The following is a 16,095-nucleotide window of genomic DNA, read 5'->3' as shown; positions in this document are numbered from 1 at the left end:
ATCGTGCCGGCGCGTACGGCGTAGCTCCGGGTTGATCGGTCAGTCAGTTTTCGAATTTGCGACATCCGCTTTTCCCCAGTCGACGGCGCGACCACGGTCGGTCGCCGTGCCGCTGTCATTCCTTTAAGGTGCCCGCCTTTCGCGGCGCCTATCCCCACAAGGGTCAGGTGCCGCCGCAGTGGTCCGTCCCAACCGGATGGGCGACGTTTCCCGCAACCTCCAGGGAAACCCTCCGCACATACGACCTCCTGCTTTCGGTAATTCCCTCCATGATTCGTCTGAAAAGTTCGGACCTGCTGGCCCTTGGCTTCATGACCTTTGCGCTGTTCCTCGGCGCCGGCAACATCATCTTCCCGCCCAGCGCCGGCATGGCTGCCGGTGAGAACTTCTGGCGCGCAGCGCTGGGTTTCCTGCTTACCGGCGTCGGTTTGCCGCTGCTCACCGTGGTCGCCCTGGCCCAGGTCGGCGGCGGCATGCGTAGGTTGACCGCACCGCTGGGCAAGCATGCCGGCACCCTGTTTGCGGTCGCCGTCTACCTGGCGATCGGTCCGCTGTTCGCGACGCCCCGTACCGCCATGGTTTCTTTCGAGATGGGTGTGGTGCCGTTCACCGGCAACAATGAGTCCGCCCTGATGATCTACAGCGTGGCGTACTTCGCCGCGGCGCTGTTTCTGGCCTTGTATCCGGGACAGCTGGTCAACAGCATTGGCAAGTTCATCACCCCGTTGCTGCTGGCGGCGCTCCTGGTGCTGGGCGGTGCTGCGTTGTTCGCACCGGCCGGGGAGGTCGGCAGCACCGCCGAAAACTACCGTGCCCAACCGTTCGTGCAGGGTTTCCTGCAGGGCTACCTGACCATGGATGCCTTGGGCGCACTGGTGTTCGGTATCGTGATCGCGACCGCCATTCGCGACCGCGGGGTGACTGATCCGCGGTTGGTTACCCACTACTCGGTGGTGGCGGGCGCGATTGCTGCCGTCGGCCTGTCGCTGGTCTACCTGGCGTTCTTCTATCTCGGGGCCACCAGCCAGGGCATTGCCGGCGGAGCGCATAGTGGCGGAGAAATCCTGGCTCTCTACGTGGACCATACCTTCGGCAAGGACGGCAGCCTGCTGCTGGCGGTGGTCATCACCTTGGCGTGCCTGACCACGGCGGTCGGCCTGCTGACGGCGTGTGGCGAGTACTTCAGCGGTCTACTACCGCTGTCCTATCGCACCGTGGTCATCGTGCTGGCCTTGTTCAGCCTGGTGGTGGCCAACCAGGGGCTGGCGCAACTGATCAGCGTCTCGATACCGATCCTGGTCGGTCTGTATCCGTTGGCAATCGTGCTGGTGGGGCTCAGCCTGCTGTCGCCGCTGTGGCAGTCGCCGCCACGGGTATTCGTGCCGGTGATGGCCGTGGCGCTGGTGTTCGGCATCGCCGACGGCTCGGCTGCGGCCGGTTATGACGGCGGCATCATGACCTTCTTCAGCCGTCTGCCGCTGGCCGAGCAGAGCCTGGGCTGGCTGGTGCCGGTGTTGGCCATGCTGGCGCTGGCCGCGCTGGTGGATCGCCTGCTGGGCAGGCCCCGGCAGGCGTTCGCCCAGTAATCTCGCGGACCGCCCCAAGCCAGCAATTGCGGGCCTGGGGCGCGTTGCTTTCCTACTTGATGCCGTTGCGTTGCAGGATGGCGTCGAAGGTGCCGTCTGCCTTGATGGCTGCCATCCCCTTGTCGAATGCCGCGATGATCTCGTCATGCTTCGGGTTCTTCAATCCGCTGGCGACATGCAGGCCATTGCTGGACATCGGCGTGGCGACGAATTCGATCTGATCCAGCGCCTCCGGATTTTCCTTGCTGATCAGGCTCTTGGCGACCACCTCGTCTTCCAGGGTAAGGTCGATGCGCCCGCCGATCACCTTGAGCACGCTGGGCATCAGTGTGGCGGCTTCCTCCTTCTTGAAGTTGGTCGCCTTCTCGAACTCATCGCCATAGCCATAGCCGCGCACGGTGCCGACGGTCTTGCCGGTCAGGCTGCCCATGCCGGAATACTCGAAATCGCTGCCTTTCTTCTTGATGAACTTCACGTCGTTGGAGAGGTAGGGCTCGCTGTACTGCAGAAAACCCTCCCGTTCCTGTGTCTTCCAGGCACCGATCAGGACGTCGTATTCGCCTTCCTTGACGCCATCCAATGCCCGCTGCCAGGGCACGAAAGTGAGCTTGAGCTCGTGCCCCTGGGAGGCGAAAGCGGCTTTGACGAGCTCCGTGGCAACCCCTTGCTGGGGATGGTCGGGGTCCAGGAAGGGGGGCCAGGGGTCGCCTGCCGCCGTGATGGTCTGGGCACTGAGGGTGGTGGAGGCAAGCAGGAGAGCGGAGAGCGCGAGCAGTTTCTTCATTGCAGTTTCCTCAACGGTAGAAGGCGGTCACGCCGCCGTGTTCTTTGTCCGTCCGGATCCGCGGTTGCCCGTTCTGCCGGCTATGCCTTGAATCGGTGGATAAGGCTGTCCAGGTGCGCGGAAAGTTCTTGCAGGGTGGAGTTCTCGGTCTTGGTGAGTTCGATGCTCCGGGTGTTCTCGGTATTCAGCCCGGAGATGCGCACCAGGCTCTGGCTGATGCCTTCGGCCACGCTGTGCTGCTCTTCGGCTGCCTGGGCGATGTAGGTGTTCATCTCGCGGATCTTCTGCATGGTTTCATGGAAGCGCTGCACCGACTCCTGCACCACCTCCGATTCGCGTCCCGCCTCGCTGGCCATGTTGCGGCTGTGCTCCATGGCTTCCACCACGTTGCGCGTCGAGCCCTGCAGCCGGGAAATGATGGTGCGAATCTCCTCCGTCGAATTGCGCGTGCGCCCGGCCAGGACCCGCACCTCGTCAGCCACCACGGCGAAGCCCCGGCCCTGTTCGCCCGCCCGGGCAGCCTCGATGGCGGCGTTGAGCGCCAGCAGGTTGGTCTGTTCGGCGATGGCGTTGATCACCTCGATGACTTTGTCGATGGCGCTGCTTTCCTCGGCCAGCGACTGGGTCAGGTTGGCGACTTTCTCCACTTCGGCGACCAGCCCGGCGATGGCCTGGTTGGCGTGGCCGGACAGCTCGACCGCCTTGTTGACGTGCTCGCTGGCCTCGTCGGTGACCTGGGACGTGCTGTTGGCGTTTTGCGCGACTTCTTCCACTGCGCTGGTCATCTGGGTGATCGCGGTGGCGACCTGATCCAGTTCCAGTTGCTGGGCATTGATGCTCTGCGAGTTCTGCTCGGCGTGCTCCTGGCAGATATTGCTGGAGCGCAGGACCCGTTCGGACAGGGCCTTTATTTCGCGAATGATGTTTTGCAGTTTCTCGACGAACTGGTTGGTGTTGTCGGCCAGGCTGCCCACTTCGTCCATCCGCTTGATGGCCAGGCGCTGGGTGAGGTCGCCTTCGCCCTTGGATAGATCGGAGAGGGCGACATTCATGTGGTGCAACGGACGGAGGATATTCGAATGCAACAGCAGCATCAGGATCACGATGATCGCGATATCCAACAGTACGGTTTGCAGGACGGAGCGCAGCAGCAGGCCGTCGAGCTCTTCCTGCAGCCCGGCATCGCTGGACTGAATGAGCAACTTGCCCACCAGGTTCTTGCTGCTGCCATCCTCGTAGAAGATTTCTTCTTCGAGAAAGCCTTCGGTCTCGGTCGGCATGGCTGTGACGGGCACGACTTCGCCACTATCGTCCTTGGCGAAGCCGGCGATGATCTTGGGACCGTTGACGACGATGATGGTCGAAATACTGGGGTCGCTGAGTTCAGACTTTATCGCCGCCTCGGCGAAGCTCTTTTCGTAGTTCCAGAGAGGGCCGGGCAGGGAGAGTTTCAGGCGTTCGCTGACGCGAAGCGTGGACTCGTTTATCTGCGTGGTCCTGTGGTTCTTGATGTTCTGATAGTTGAAATATGAAAAAGCGGTAAGGATGAGCGTAATGAGGGCAACGATATAGAGGCCCATTCTGAGCTTCAGGCTTGCGTCTTTCATATTTCTAGGCCTGTTGTTGGAATAATTCATAGCCACTACGGCAGACTCTGAAGAGGGTGTCGGCCTGTCGAGGGCAATCTTGAATGCCGCCCGGTTGCCTTGAGTTTTAGCAGATATGCCCGGCCCGGCAAGGCGATCGGCAGTTTGCCCTCTCTTGGGGTGGTCTATTGTGAGAGTGCTTTCCATCCGTATCGGAGCGATATTCGAATGAGACACTTTCTCCTTTCATGTGCAGTTCTGGCAGGCAGTTTCTCCCTCGGCGCGGCGGCCCAGGCGGACACCGTGACCCTGGCCAACGGCGACTGGGCCCCCTACCTGGGCAAGGACTTGCCCGGCGGCGGGCCGGTGGCGCAACTGGTCAGCGAGGCGTTCGCCACCCAGGGCTGGACCGTCAAGTACGAGTACTACCCGTGGAAACGCGGCTACGAGATGGCCAAGGGCAACGAGTTGGACGGCTCCATCGTCTGGAGCCAAAACGACGAGCGCACCGCCGATTTCGCCTTCAGCGACCCGGTGCTCGACCTGGATACGGTGGTGTTCTACAACAAGAACAAACCCCTGGACTGGCAAGCGCCCGAGGATCTCAAGGGCAAGAGCCTGGGCGGCGTGGTGGGCTACGACTACGGCTTCATCACCACGGACGGCGGCTACACCCTGGATCTGGTCACCGCGCCTGAAAGCAACTACATGAAGCTTGCCGCAGGTCGACTCGATGGGGTGGCCGAGGAGAAACTGGTAGGCATCCAGTTGGCTCGCCAGGCGGGAGTGGAGGACCAGATTGCCTATTCGCCGAAGCCGGTCAAGACCAAGCCGTACCACCTGATCGTCAGCAAGAGCAATCCGAACCAGGCGAAGATTCTCGACACCTTCAACAAGGGCCTGGCCGAACTCAAGGCCCAGGGGCGCTACAACAGCATTCTCGGTTTCGAGTAGGGCCAGCCCTATTGGCACCAGCGGCGGCTTGGCGCGGCGCCGCTGCGCCGTTCCGCGACATCCCACCTCTGGACGCGCCCCGGTCTGCTGGGGCGTGTCGCGTTGCGCACAGATGTTTCCTGCAACCGGCTTATACTGCTTCGGCGTGGTGAAAGTCTGTTGAAGGGCTTGCCCGCTATAATGCGGCCTTTTAGGGGGGAGTTATGGGCAGCGTATATTCCGGGCTGTGGGCGCACCTGTTGGCAGTGGGCTGGTTCATCGCCTGTTGGGTCGGCTACACCCGCTATGCCAACTGGAAAGGGCGCGACACCCCTTGCCTGGCCAGCGTCCTACACCTGTACCGCGAAGACTGGATGCGCCGCATGATGCTGCGCGACAACCGCATCGCCGATGCCAATGTGATCGGCAACCTGGAACGCAACGCCTCGTTCTTCGCGTCCAGCACGCTGATCATTCTTGCCGGCATTCTCACCGTGCTCGGTGCGTCCGACCGGGCCGTTTCGCTATTGGCCGACCTGCCATTCGTACAGGAAGCCAGCCGCAGTCTTTCGGAGTTGAAGCTGCTGGCCCTGTCGACGGTGTTCGTCTACGCCTTCTTCACCTTCAGCTGGTGCATGCGCCAGTACAATTTCGCCGCGGTGCTGGTGGGCTCGGCGCCGATGGTCGGCGAGCGCAACGTCACCGAGCAGGAGCGCAAGGCGTTCGCGGAACGCACTGCGCGCGTCATCTCGATGGCGGCCAACCAGTTCAACTTCGGCCTGCGGGCCTACTATTTCGGCATGTCCATCCTCGCCTGGTTCATCAACCCGTGGTTCTTCATGCTGCTGACCGCCGGGGTGGTGATCGTGCTGTACCGCCGCGAATTCCACTCCGATGTGCTGGAAGTAATGGTCTATACCCAAACCCCGGCCATCGAGCCGGCCAAGGAGAAAAGCGAATGACCCTGCCGTTCTGGTGTGTGTTCATCAGTGCCTTGCTGATTTTTATCGCCAAGGCTCCGCTGGCCAAGGCCATGAACGATGAAGGCGGCGGTTACGACAACCGCAATCCGCGCGCCCAGCAGGCGCGCCTGACCGGCTTTGGTGCACGCGCGCTGGCGGCACACCAGAACAGCTTCGAGGCCTTTCCACTGTTCGCCGCCGGCGTGCTGATGGCCCATGTGACGCAGACCCATGGTGTGGTGGTCGATGTGCTGGCGGTCACCTTCGTCGTCGCGCGGGTGCTCTACCTGTTGCTCTACTGGGGTGACTACCACTGGCAGCGCAGCCTGGTATGGAGTGTCGGCCTGCTGTGCAGCCTGCTGCTGATGCTCAGCCCGGCGCTTTGATCGCCGCCCGTCCGCAGGCATGATGCTGTTGGCCGATACGCCCTGTTTCGCGGCAATTCCGCCCTGCCTGTAGTCGAGACACCGCAGGTATGATGCGCGCCTTCGGCCATCTGCCAGAGGTAGTAGTGAGATGAGTGACAACCTCATTATGGAAAAGGCCAGGCGCTTCCTTTCCGCGTTGCGCCACTGTCAGGTACTGGGTATGGAGGTCCATGAAGCCAGCCCGCAGGGCCTGACCATACGCCTGCCCTACAGCACGCAGATCATCGGCAATCCGGAAACCGGCGGTATCCACGGTGGCGCCATCACCAGCCTGATGGACACCACCTGCGGAATCTCCACCGTCTGCGTGCTGCCCGAGTTCGAGGTCTGCCCGACCCTCGACCTGCGCATCGACTATATGCACCCCGCCGAGCCGAACAAGGATGTGTTCGGGTTCGCCGAATGCTATCGCGTCACGTCGAACATCATCTTCACCCGTGGCTTCGCCTATCAGGACGACCCGCAGCAGCCCATCGCCCATGTGGTCGGTACTTTCATGCGCATGGGCAAGGGCGTGCCGGGCGATGCTCCCCTCAAGCGCAAGATCCAGGGCGGTGCGCAATGAGCATGAACCTCGACACGCTGGTGCGCGAAGCCCATGAGAAGAACGACTATGACGCGTTGCTGAGCCTGGTGCCCTATGCCCGGTTGCTCGGCATCGAGTGCCTGCGCCTGGGTGACGACATGGTGTTCCGCCTGCCGGCGAACAAGGACCTGATCGGCAATCCGATCCTGCCGGCGATCCATGGTGGCGTCATCGCCGGCTTCATGGAGCATGCGGCCATGCTGCACCTGCTGATGTTCATGGGCATTCCGCACCTGCCGAAGATCATCGACTTCTCCATCGACTATCTGCGTGCCGGGCACTACCGCGACACCTTCGCCCAGTGCCAGGTCTGGCGCCAGGGGCGACGGGTAGCCAACGTCGCGATCACCGCCTGGCAGACCAACCAGGCCGAACCCATCGCTACCGCCCGAGCGCACTTCAAAGTCGACAAGTCCTGAGTCGTTCCTTGTTGGGCTTCGCTTCGCTCAATGCCCACCTACGGTAGTTGCCCGCACGGCTGGGCAAGTAGGTTGTGGTTGAGGAGCGCAGCGACGAAGCCCAACGGATGGGGTTACAGGCAGTCTGGTGCCCTGGGTCGAGCCGCCAGGCAAAAAAAGCCCGGCGCGAGGCCGGGCAAGCTTCCGGGAGGTACTCAGGCGGCCGGGCGGTGCTGGCGCTGGTAAAGGAACTCCAGCACCGCCGAGCGATATTCGTGGTAACGCGGATCGTGGGCGAGTTGCAGGCGGTCCCGCGGGCGCGGCAAGCGAACCTCGAGGATTTCGCCGACCGTCGCCGCCGGGCCGTTGGTCATCATGACGATGCGGTCGGAGAGCAGCACCGCCTCGTCCACATCGTGGGTAATCATGATCACCGTATTGCCCAGTTCGGCATGGATCTCCATCAGCGAGTCCTGCAGATGCGCGCGGGTGAGGGCGTCCAGGGCACCGAAGGGCTCGTCCATCAGCAACACCTTGGGCTGCATGGCCAGCGCGCGGGCGATACCGATGCGCTGCTTCATGCCCCCGGAAATCTCACTGGGGCGCTTGTCCCTGGCATGGTTCATATGCACCAGCTCCAGGTTGTGTTCGATCCATTCGCGCATTTCCCGTCGCGATTTCTTGCCCTGGAATACCTGGCGCACGGCCAGTTCGACATTCTGGTAGCAGCTCAGCCAGGGCAGCAGGCTGTGGTTCTGGAACACCACGGCGCGCTCCGGGCCGGGCTCGTCGACTTCGCGGCCGTCGAGGATGACGCCGCCCGTGGTGGCCCGGTAGAGCCCGGCGACGATGTTGAGGACCGTCGACTTGCCGCAGCCGGAGTGACCGATCAGCGAGACGAACTCGCCCTTGGCGATTCGCAGGTTGACGTTCTGCAGCGCGCAGAACAGGCCCTTGTCGGTGGGGAAGTCGATGCCGACGCCGGTCAGTTCGAGGTGGGGAGTGTGATTCATGGCGATCTCCTTAGCGCAGCACGGCGTTCTTGTCCCAGCTGAACAGGCGCTGGAGCAACAGCATGAGACGGTCGAGGGCAAAGCCAATCAGGCCGATGACGATCACCGCCACCATGATGCGGCCGAGGGAGTTGGAGCTGCCGTTCTGGAATTCATCCCAGATGAACTTACCCAGCCCAGGGTTCTGCGCGAGCATCTCGGCGGCGATCAGTACCATCCAACCAGTACCCAGGGATAGGCGCAGGCCGGTGAAGATCATCGGCACCGCCGCCGGCAGCACGATGCGCCGCACGTGGGACAGCGGCGAGAGACGCAATACCTTGCTGACGTTGTTCAGGTCGGCGTCGATACTGGCCACGCCGACCGTGGTATTGATCACCGTCGGCCACAGGCAGCAGAGGGCCACGGTGAGGGCCGAGGTGAGGAATGACTTGGCGAACAGCGGGTCCTCGCTGACATAGAGGGCGCTGACCAGCATGGTCACCAGGGGCAGCCAGGCCAGCGGCGAGACCGGCTTGAACACCTGGATCAAGGGGTTGATCGCGGTGTAGATGGTCTTGCTCAAGCCGCAGACGATGCCCAGTGGAATGGCGACCAGCGAGGCGACGGCGAAGCCGGCCATCACCGTATAGAGGCTGGTGACGATCTGCTGCAGGAAGGTCGGTTTGCCGGTGTACGGTCGGATCTTCACCGTCGCGGTCGGATCCTTGGCCAGTCGTTCGGCATTGCGTTCCTCCTGGCGTGCGTAGAAGGCCTCGGCCTTCTGGCGTTCGCGCATATGCGCGCCGACCAGGCCGGAGAACTGTGCGGAAACCTGCACCGGGCCGGGAAACTGGCCGAGGCTGGTCTGGATGTTGTTGGCGATCAGCTGCCAGCACAGCAGGAAGCCGAGAATACCCAGCAATGGCAGGATCAGAGGGGGAGCCCAGCGCTTGAGCAGCGCTGTGGTGCGGGCTTTTTTCAAGGTTTCGGTTATCGGGGTGGCGACGTTCGCATTGCTCATCGACCTGTCCTCTTTGTAGGTGGGAGCCGGCACGCCGGCTCCGGGAAGCGCTTAGAGCCGGGTGTCGCCTTTCAGGCCGATCTGGAATTGCTCGAGATAGGCGTTCGGGTGGCGACCGTCGTAGGTGATGCCGTCGATGAACTCGGCGGTCGGTGCACGGAAACCCTGCTCGTCCGCAGCGGGGAAGTCCTCGGCCTTGGCCTTGCCCTCGGCGATCAGCTCCGCGGCGGCGATGCGGTACAGGTCCGGGCGATAGACCTGCTTGGCAATGTCCATGTACCAACCGTCCGGCTTGGCCTCCCCGATCTGGCCCCAGCGGCGCATCTGGGTCAGGTACCAGATGGCGTCCGAGTAGTAGGGGTAGGTCGCGTTGTGGCGGAAGAACACGTTGAAGTCCGGTACCTCACGCTTGTCGCCCTTTTCGTACTCGAAGGTGCCGGTCATGGAATTGGCGATCACCTTGGCATCGGCGCCGACGTACTCCGGCCGCGAGAGGATTTCCACGGCTTCGGCACGGTTGGCGTTGTCTTTCTCGTCCAGCCACATGGCGGCACGGATCAACGCCTTCACCACACGCTTGTGGGTTTCCGGGTTGGAGTCGGCCCAGGCCTTGGAGACGCCGAAGACCTTCTCCGGGTTGTTCTTCCAGATCTCGTAGTCGGTGATCACCGGCACGCCGATACCCTTGATCACCGCTTGCTGGTTCCAGGGCTCGCCAACGCAGTAGCCGAAGATGGTGCCGGCTTCCATGGTTGCCGGCATCTGTGGCGGCGGAGTCACCGAGAGCAGCGCCTGGGCATCGATCTGGCCGCTGATGTCGCCCTTCTGCGGCGCGTAGTAGCCGGGATGGATGCCGCCGGCGGCCAGCCAGTAGCGCAGTTCGTAGTTATGGGTGGAAACCGGGAAGACCATGCCGAGGTTGAACGGCTTGCCCTGCGCCTTGTACTGCTCGATCACCGGCTTGAGTGCATCGGCCTTGATCGGATGGACCGGCTTGCCGTTTTCCATCGGTACGTGCTTTTTCATCTCCTGCCAGACCGCGTTGGACATGGTGATGGCGTTGCCATTGAGGTCCATGGAAAACGCGGTGATGACCTCTGCCTTGGTGCCAAAGCCGATGGTCGCACCCAGCGGCTGGCCGGCGAGCATGTGCGCGCCGTCCAGTTCGCCGTCGATCACCCGGTCGAGCAGCACCTTCCAGTTGGCCTGGGCTTCGAGGGTGACGTAGAGGCCTTCGTCCTCGAAGAAACCTTTTTCATAGGCGATCGCCAGTGGTGCCATGTCGGTCAGCTTGATGAAGCCGAACTTCAGTTCTTCCTTTTCCGGTTCGGCGGCGAGCGCGATCTGCGCACTCAGCGGGCAAAGCAGCAGGGCAGCGGCGCAGCCGAGGCTGACCAGGGTCTTTTTAAGGAGCGTACGGCGGTGTTTGAGCATGGTGATCCCTCAGGTCTGAAACGAAAAAAGGCGTCGCGGGCACTCCCCACTGCGAGCAGTCGGTTGCCGTTGACGCCTTTGTCAATTCGTCTCGATCACCGCCGTTGGCGATCCGAAGACGGGTGCTGAGGGGGTATTTGCAAGGGGCTTGCCAAGAGCCGCTCGAAGGCCGTTCAACCTATGCGCCAAGCGGGCTGGCGCCGTGCCATACCGCGTCCGAGCAAGCCGTCGAAGCGCGTTCATGCCTCGCTCGCTGGGCCATAGCCGTGCACGGGTGCACGGCTGCTGGGCGGTTTTGGTTCATATTCACGGCAGGGCTTGCGATTCCTCGACGAAGTCCCGCAGCCACCGGAGTACCTCTACCGCCTCCCAGCGCGCCGGGTCGAAGAGCGCATAGGCCTGGCCCTGGTAGCCGACCACATCCAACTGACGGTGATAGCCCGCCCGCTGCAGCAGTGCCTCGACTTCGGCAAAGCAGGTATTGAAGTGCGCCTTGCTGAAGGGGGTACGGCCCTCGGTGACGATGCCTTCCATCTGCAGTTCCTCGACGGTCATGCGCACCTTTTCCACTGGCATTCGCCTGACACTGTTTTTCAGCTGCAGTACGTCCCGCATCGCTGTGCTCCTGTCTCTCGCTGTAGGGGGCGGTCTGGTCGGACCGGGGAGACAGCATAGATAAAAATACTGTACAAATAAACAGGCTGGATGCATAGTCAGTCTCGAGGACTCTCACTTGCCAGGGCAATCGCTGCCCCGAGCATCCATCGCAGAGGAGCACGCCATCATGTACCGCGCATTGATCACCCTGTTTTCCCTGGTTCTATTGACAGCCTGCGCCCAGCCCCAGATCGATCGCCCCAGGGCCAACGGTGCATACCTGGTGATCGAGGGGCGTCAGGCCTGGGCCGTGCTGGTGACCGACGGCCGGCGCGTGGAGGAGGCCGGTACGGTGCTGGATGTGATCAAACTGCCCAGTCGGCACGCCATGGTCGCCTCCAGCTATGTGATCGATACGCCCCATTGCGGGCGCCTGCAATGGCTGGCCGAGCGCGAGGACGGCGGTAGCGCGCGCATGACGCTGTACCGCAGCCCATCGCTGGAAGCGGACGATTGCGTAATTGCCGAGGGTGGGAATCGGTCGTGGACCGCGCTGGATTATTCCGGTTGATGCGGGCGGCGGATCAGGCCCACTTCGATCCGCCGCCAGCTCCGCTTACTCGGGGTTGACCACGATGGAGAATTTCTTCGAATAGGTATTGCCGTTGGCGTCACGTACCCGCGCGACGAAATCGTTCTCCTTGGGAGAAACCACGCTGGGATCGGGAATGCCGCTGATCAAACCATCCGGGGATAGCGTCAGGCCCTTGGGAGGAAAGCCACTGGCCAGCGACCAGGTGCCGCCGCCGACTCCGCCACGGAAGGCCAGTTGGGTGCTATAGGGTGTGTTGGCCTTGGCGCTCGGCAGATAAGTGTAGGTGGTGATGAACAGGCCATTGGCTGGATGGCTGGTGGCCAGACGGTAGAACTTCACCAGGCCGCCCTCGGTACTGCTGGTGCCATAGGAGTGCAGGTAGGAGCCTGCCTTGAAGTACATGGTTTCCACGTCCCAGGACGGGTCCATGATCATTTCCGCCGGCTCGCCATAGTTGGCGGAGACCGAGGCCTTCGCCGGGCCGCCTGGCTGGCGTTCCACCCTGATCTGGTAGGTGAATGCCTGCCCCAACTTGATGTCGTTGGCGATCATGTGCTGGGTGTAGGGCGGGCCGAGGACGGGGGTTCCCTGAAGCTTGGTCATCACTCGGCCGGTTTTCTTGACGGGGTCGTAGCGGTAATAGACCAGTACCAGGGGAGCCGATTCATAGCCGTGCACTTGGCCAACGATCACGATGCCGTCGCTGGGTACCTGCATGATGCGCAGCTTGGCGTCCAGGATCGAAGTGCCAGAGCTATTCCAGTTCACTTCGTGGTTGGTCGGGTCGATCAACTCGCGCAGCTCCGCGCGGGGGTGGCGCGAACCGCCTACGGTGTCCCCGTTCACCGGAGCCCAGAAGGTCATGGCGCCGTCCGAGTCGGTATGGAACCAGGGCGCATAGCTGAAACCGTCCGGACCGGCGAGCAGGGAGGGCGGCACGCTCAGCAGCAGGCCTGCACTTGCCGACATGACCGGCAAGTCCACGCGCCAGTTGTCCAGGGCGAAATTGCCACCCGGGGAAATGTCTGGGTTGAGTTCGGCCTGACTCTGGTTGGCCATCGTCATGGCCAGGGCGGCGGAAAGCAGGGCTTTGCCTGCGGAATCGATGACACGATCAGTGAGCTTCATGGGGTAGTCCTGACTGCGGTTGGCTGGAATTATCTGCCGTCCTGAATCGCGAACCCGCACTCGCTAACTACGCTGGTCAATGCCTGCGGTTCAATGTCGGCATGCAGAAGCCGACGGCTGAGCTGCTAGACAATCAGACCATACAAGCCTGGCCAGCGTTTCGTTGTCAGGGTGTCATTTTCTTCGTTTGTCGAGCATTTCTCGCTCCCATGCTGCAGTCCGCACGGTACCTGCGATAACGGCAGCACATATTCGGCCGCTAATCGGCACTTTGGGCGTAGCGGGAGAAGGGAGGGTGCCTCGCGCGGCAACCGATCTTTGCTGCGCGAGGTTACCCATCAAGGCGTGACTACGATGGAGAACTTCTTCGAGTAGGTGCTGCCGTTGGCATCGGTGACACGTGCGACGAAGTCGTTCTTCTTCGGCGATATGGCACTGGCATCGGGGATGCCGCTGACCAGGCCGCTGCGGTCCAGGGTCAGGCCCTTGGGCGGAAAGCCGCTGACCAGCGACCAGGTGCCGCCACCGACACCGCCGCGAAAACTGAGCTGAGTGCTGTAGGGCACCTCCGCCTGGGCGTCCGGCAGGTAGGTGCCGGTGTTGATGCGCAAGCCATCCGCCGGGTGGCTGGTAGCGAGCCGGTAGAACTTGACCAGGGCTCCCTCGGTGCTGCTGGTTCCGTAGCTGTGCAGATACGAACCGGCCTTGAAATAGAAGGTTTCGTTGTCCCAGGCGCTGTCCATTTCCATCGCGGCGCGCGTGCCGAAGTTGCTGGTGGCCGACGCAATGGCCGGCCCGCCCTCCTGGCGTTCGACCTTGATCTGGTAGGTGAACGCCTGGCCCAGCTTCACGTCTTCGCCAATAACGATCTGGGCGTAGGGCGGCCCCAATTTAGGCTTGTCTTGCATCTTGGCCATGATCTTTCCGGTTCCCGCAGCGGCGTCGTAGCGGTAATAGACCATTACCAAGGGGGCGGAACCATGCCCGTGAGCCTGGCCGACGATGGCGATGCCGTCGCTGGGTACCTGCATGACGCGCACCTTGGCATCGAGGATCGCCGTGCCGAAGCTGTCCCAGTTGACATCGTTGCTGCTGGGGTCGAGTAGCTCTCGCAGTTCGGAACGGGGATGGTTGGAGCCGCCTCGGGTCGCACCATTCAGCGGTGCCCACAGGGTCATGGCGCCCTCTGCGTCGGTGTAGAACGTCGGTTCGCTGCTGTAGCCCGTGGGGCCGCTGATCTCGTCCGGTGACAGGGTTGTCGCTGGGCCGCTGACCCCGCCGTCAGCGTCCAGCGGAATGGTGATATTCCAGTTCTCCAGTGCGAAGTTGCCGCCGGGTGGCAGGCTCGGATCGAGTTCGGCGTGGGCTTGCCCGGCACCCAGGCCGAGCAGGAGGGAAGGCAAGATGGTACGGCTGAGGCATCGATGGCTGAGCATGTGATCGTCCTTGTTTCTGGTGGGAGGGCCTGCCGCTCCGAACGCGATCCTGCACGGGCGGAAAAACGCTGGTCACTGCTTGCTGTTCTGGGGAGGGCAAGGTGCTTGAGTTCTGACCCACCGACTGCGGTGCGGTTCGATCAGCAGTCACCCCGGCTTCACGAATACCCGGCCAGGCGGCTGGCCGGGGGGCTCGATGTTGGCAGGTGTTGGGAGAATCATCTGCCTGGTCGATGCGTCACTCAACCAGGCTGCTCGGTTACGCCGCTGTGCGCCTGTCTTCGCCTCGGCGTGCTAGTCGGCCGTCTTGCGCGTCCTTGTGCTTGCCGGCAGCAGGCCGTCGTTCCGGAACATCGCCTTGATGCCGCGCAGGGCCTGGCGAATGCGATCCTGGTTTTCGATCAGGGCGAAGCGCACATGGTCGTCGCCATAGTCGCCGAAGCCCAGGCCGGGGGAGACGCAGACCTTGGCGTCGGCCAGCAGCTTCTTGGCGAACTCCAGCGAGCCCATGGCGGCGTAGGCCTCGGGAATCTTCGCCCAGACGTACATCGAGGCCTTGGGGTTCTGCACCCTCCAGCCGATCTCGTGCAGGCCCTTCACCAGTAGGTTGCGGCGTTGGCGGTACTGCTCGGCAATGTCGCGCACGCACTGCTGGTCGCCTTCCAGGGCCGCGATGGCGGCCACCTGCAGCGGGGTGAAGGTGCCGTAGTCGTGGTAGCTCTTGATCCGTGCCAGGGCATTGACCAGCTCCTTGTTGCCGACCATGAAGCCGATGCGCCAGCCGGCCATGTTGTAGCTCTTGGACAGCGTGAAGAACTCCACGGCAATGTCCTTGGCCCCCGGTACCTGCATGATCGACGGGGCCTTCCAGCCGTCGTAGACGATGTCGGCATAGGCCAGGTCGTGCACCACCAGTACGTCGTACTGCTTGGCCAACGCCACCACGCGTTCGAAGAAGTCCAGCTCCACGCACTGAGCGGTGGGGTTGGAGGGAAAGCCGAGGATCATCATCTTCGGTTTGGGAATCGACTCGCGAATCGCCCGCTCCAGTTCGGCGAAGAAGTCCACGCCGGGCACCAGCGGCACCGAGCGCACCTGGGCGCCGGCGATCACTGCGCCGTAGATGTGGATCGGATAGCTGGGGTTGGGCACCAGCACGGTATCGCCGTGGTCCAGTGTGGCCAGCATCAGGTGGGCCAGGCCTTCCTTGGAACCGATGGTGACGATGGCCTCGCTTTCCGGGTCGATCTCCACGTCATAGCGATCCTTGTACCAGCGCGAAATGGCGCGGCGCAGGCGCGGGATGCCGCGCGAGGTGGAGTAGCCGTGGGTGTCTTCGCGCTGGGCGACGGTGCAGAGCTTGTCGACGATATGCGGCGGCGTGGCGCCGTCCGGGTTGCCCATGCTGAAGTCGATGATGTCCTCGCCACGGCGGCGGGCGGCCATCTTCAGCTCGGCAGTGATGTTGAACACGTAGGGGGGGAGTCGATCGATGCGCGCAAAACGGCGCGAAGCTTGGTCAGCCATGCTTTCCTCGGGATACGTAAGCGCCCGGAACCGTCCGAGCGACGTCGGCCACTGCGGTGGCCTGGCGGCACGATAATGGCGGCGCCGACGCTTGTCGAG

At 62.7% G+C, this 16,095-nt stretch carries 16 protein-coding genes; 7 read left to right on the top strand and 9 right to left on the bottom strand.

From position 1 onward, the window contains the following. Positions 1–269 precede the first annotated feature (269 nt). Positions 270–1,586, top strand: coding sequence for a branched-chain amino acid transport system II carrier protein (gene brnQ, locus ACWKV7_RS14870; RefSeq protein WP_483858465.1), 1,317 nt, complete (start codon positions 270–272; stop codon positions 1,584–1,586). 52 nt (positions 1,587–1,638) lie between these two features. Here brnQ and ACWKV7_RS14865 read toward each other — a convergent pair whose 3' ends face one another. Beyond that, positions 1,639–2,370: a substrate-binding periplasmic protein gene (locus ACWKV7_RS14865; RefSeq protein ID WP_483858464.1), complete on the bottom strand. Its 732-nt coding sequence runs from the start codon at positions 2,368–2,370 to the stop codon at positions 1,639–1,641. Between the two features lie 80 nt (positions 2,371–2,450). Beyond that, positions 2,451–3,977 carry a methyl-accepting chemotaxis protein gene (locus ACWKV7_RS23745; RefSeq protein WP_487249217.1) on the bottom strand — a complete coding sequence of 509 codons (1,527 nt, stop codon included), beginning with the start codon at positions 3,975–3,977 and terminating at the stop codon, positions 2,451–2,453. Positions 3,978–4,184: 207 nt separating this feature from the next. Here ACWKV7_RS23745 and ACWKV7_RS14850 point away from each other — a divergent pair, with 207 nt between their 5' ends. The 5 genes from ACWKV7_RS14850 (at position 4,185) to ACWKV7_RS14830 (ending at position 7,284) form a co-directional block, all read left to right on the top strand. Further along, positions 4,185–4,910: a substrate-binding periplasmic protein gene (locus ACWKV7_RS14850; protein WP_483858463.1), complete on the top strand. Its 726-nt coding sequence runs from the start codon at positions 4,185–4,187 to the stop codon at positions 4,908–4,910. A gap of 203 nt (positions 4,911–5,113) precedes the next feature. Beyond that, complete coding sequence (locus ACWKV7_RS14845) at positions 5,114–5,851, top strand: DUF599 domain-containing protein (protein WP_483858462.1); 738 nt, start codon at positions 5,114–5,116, stop codon at positions 5,849–5,851. Next, positions 5,848–6,237, top strand: coding sequence for an MAPEG family protein (locus ACWKV7_RS14840; protein WP_483858461.1), 390 nt, complete (start codon positions 5,848–5,850; stop codon positions 6,235–6,237). Before ACWKV7_RS14845 ends, ACWKV7_RS14840 begins: the two co-directional genes overlap by 4 nt. Positions 6,238–6,367: 130 nt before the next feature. After that, positions 6,368–6,844, top strand: a complete 477-nt coding sequence (locus ACWKV7_RS14835) for a PaaI family thioesterase (RefSeq protein WP_483858460.1) — start codon at positions 6,368–6,370, stop codon at positions 6,842–6,844. Further along, a complete protein-coding gene (locus ACWKV7_RS14830; RefSeq protein WP_483858459.1) occupies positions 6,841–7,284 on the top strand; it encodes a PaaI family thioesterase in 444 nt (147 codons plus the stop codon). The genes ACWKV7_RS14835 and ACWKV7_RS14830 overlap by 4 nt, the downstream gene beginning before the upstream one ends. Before the next feature lie 194 nt (positions 7,285–7,478). Here ACWKV7_RS14830 and ACWKV7_RS14825 read toward each other — a convergent pair whose 3' ends face one another. The 4 genes from ACWKV7_RS14825 to ACWKV7_RS14810 all read right to left on the bottom strand — a co-directional run bounded on the left by ACWKV7_RS14825 (position 7,479) and on the right by ACWKV7_RS14810 (position 11,328). Beyond that, positions 7,479–8,276, bottom strand: coding sequence for an ABC transporter ATP-binding protein (locus ACWKV7_RS14825; protein ID WP_483858458.1), 798 nt, complete (start codon positions 8,274–8,276; stop codon positions 7,479–7,481). Positions 8,277–8,286: 10 nt separating this feature from the next. Next, positions 8,287–9,279, bottom strand: a complete 993-nt coding sequence (locus ACWKV7_RS14820) for an ABC transporter permease (RefSeq protein WP_483858457.1) — start codon at positions 9,277–9,279, stop codon at positions 8,287–8,289. Positions 9,280–9,330: 51 nt separating this feature from the next. Continuing rightward, on the bottom strand, positions 9,331–10,713 hold the full coding sequence (locus ACWKV7_RS14815) for a CmpA/NrtA family ABC transporter substrate-binding protein (RefSeq protein ID WP_483858456.1): 1,383 nt from the start codon (positions 10,711–10,713) through the stop codon (positions 9,331–9,333). A 306-nt stretch (positions 10,714–11,019) separates the two neighbouring features. Continuing rightward, positions 11,020–11,328 (bottom strand): transcriptional regulator, encoded by a 309-nt coding sequence (locus ACWKV7_RS14810; protein WP_483858455.1) that lies wholly within the window; start codon positions 11,326–11,328, stop codon positions 11,020–11,022. Between the two features lie 169 nt (positions 11,329–11,497). On the opposite strand from ACWKV7_RS14810, the gene ACWKV7_RS14805 reads away from it, so the two are divergent. After that, positions 11,498–11,881, top strand: coding sequence for a hypothetical protein (locus ACWKV7_RS14805; protein ID WP_483858454.1), 384 nt, complete (start codon positions 11,498–11,500; stop codon positions 11,879–11,881). 45 nt (positions 11,882–11,926) lie between these two features. Here ACWKV7_RS14805 and ACWKV7_RS14800 read toward each other — a convergent pair whose 3' ends face one another. The 3 genes from ACWKV7_RS14800 to alaC form a co-directional block, all read right to left on the bottom strand. Then, positions 11,927–13,033, bottom strand: a complete 1,107-nt coding sequence (locus tag ACWKV7_RS14800) for a polysaccharide lyase family 7 protein (protein WP_483858453.1) — start codon at positions 13,031–13,033, stop codon at positions 11,927–11,929. Between the two features lie 338 nt (positions 13,034–13,371). Next, the gene (locus tag ACWKV7_RS14795) at positions 13,372–14,469 is read right to left on the bottom strand and encodes a polysaccharide lyase family 7 protein (protein ID WP_483858452.1); all 1,098 of its coding nucleotides are present in this window, start codon (positions 14,467–14,469) and stop codon (positions 13,372–13,374) included. A gap of 294 nt (positions 14,470–14,763) precedes the next feature. Then, entirely contained in the window at positions 14,764–15,996 is a 1,233-nt protein-coding gene (gene alaC, locus ACWKV7_RS14790) for an alanine transaminase (protein WP_483858451.1), read from the bottom strand. Between the last annotated feature and the right edge of the window lie 99 nt (positions 15,997–16,095).

It is taken from the genome of Zestomonas ipomoeae, assembly GCF_057128665.1.
Note: the sequence above shows the minus strand (reverse complement) of the source record. Positions and strands in the feature narration are given on the sequence as shown.

Coding starts and splice junctions, on each gene's coding strand:
- brnQ (WP_483858465.1), top strand. CDS start 270: ATGATTCGTCTGAAAAGTTCGGACCTGCTGGCCCTTGGCTTCATGACC.
- ACWKV7_RS14805 (WP_483858454.1), top strand. CDS start 11,498: ATGTACCGCGCATTGATCACCCTGTTTTCCCTGGTTCTATTGACAGCC.
- ACWKV7_RS14830 (WP_483858459.1), top strand. CDS start 6,841: ATGAGCATGAACCTCGACACGCTGGTGCGCGAAGCCCATGAGAAGAAC.
- ACWKV7_RS14845 (WP_483858462.1), top strand. CDS start 5,114: ATGGGCAGCGTATATTCCGGGCTGTGGGCGCACCTGTTGGCAGTGGGC.
- ACWKV7_RS14840 (WP_483858461.1), top strand. CDS start 5,848: ATGACCCTGCCGTTCTGGTGTGTGTTCATCAGTGCCTTGCTGATTTTT.
- ACWKV7_RS14835 (WP_483858460.1), top strand. CDS start 6,368: ATGAGTGACAACCTCATTATGGAAAAGGCCAGGCGCTTCCTTTCCGCG.
- ACWKV7_RS14810 (WP_483858455.1), bottom strand. CDS start 11,328: ATGCGGGACGTACTGCAGCTGAAAAACAGTGTCAGGCGAATGCCAGTG.
- alaC (WP_483858451.1), bottom strand. CDS start 15,996: ATGGCTGACCAAGCTTCGCGCCGTTTTGCGCGCATCGATCGACTCCCC.
- ACWKV7_RS14825 (WP_483858458.1), bottom strand. CDS start 8,276: ATGAATCACACTCCCCACCTCGAACTGACCGGCGTCGGCATCGACTTC.
- ACWKV7_RS14850 (WP_483858463.1), top strand. CDS start 4,185: ATGAGACACTTTCTCCTTTCATGTGCAGTTCTGGCAGGCAGTTTCTCC.
- ACWKV7_RS14865 (WP_483858464.1), bottom strand. CDS start 2,370: ATGAAGAAACTGCTCGCGCTCTCCGCTCTCCTGCTTGCCTCCACCACC.
- ACWKV7_RS23745 (WP_487249217.1), bottom strand. CDS start 3,977: ATGAAAGACGCAAGCCTGAAGCTCAGAATGGGCCTCTATATCGTTGCC.
- ACWKV7_RS14820 (WP_483858457.1), bottom strand. CDS start 9,279: ATGAGCAATGCGAACGTCGCCACCCCGATAACCGAAACCTTGAAAAAA.
- ACWKV7_RS14795 (WP_483858452.1), bottom strand. CDS start 14,469: ATGCTCAGCCATCGATGCCTCAGCCGTACCATCTTGCCTTCCCTCCTG.
- ACWKV7_RS14800 (WP_483858453.1), bottom strand. CDS start 13,033: ATGAAGCTCACTGATCGTGTCATCGATTCCGCAGGCAAAGCCCTGCTT.
- ACWKV7_RS14815 (WP_483858456.1), bottom strand. CDS start 10,713: ATGCTCAAACACCGCCGTACGCTCCTTAAAAAGACCCTGGTCAGCCTC.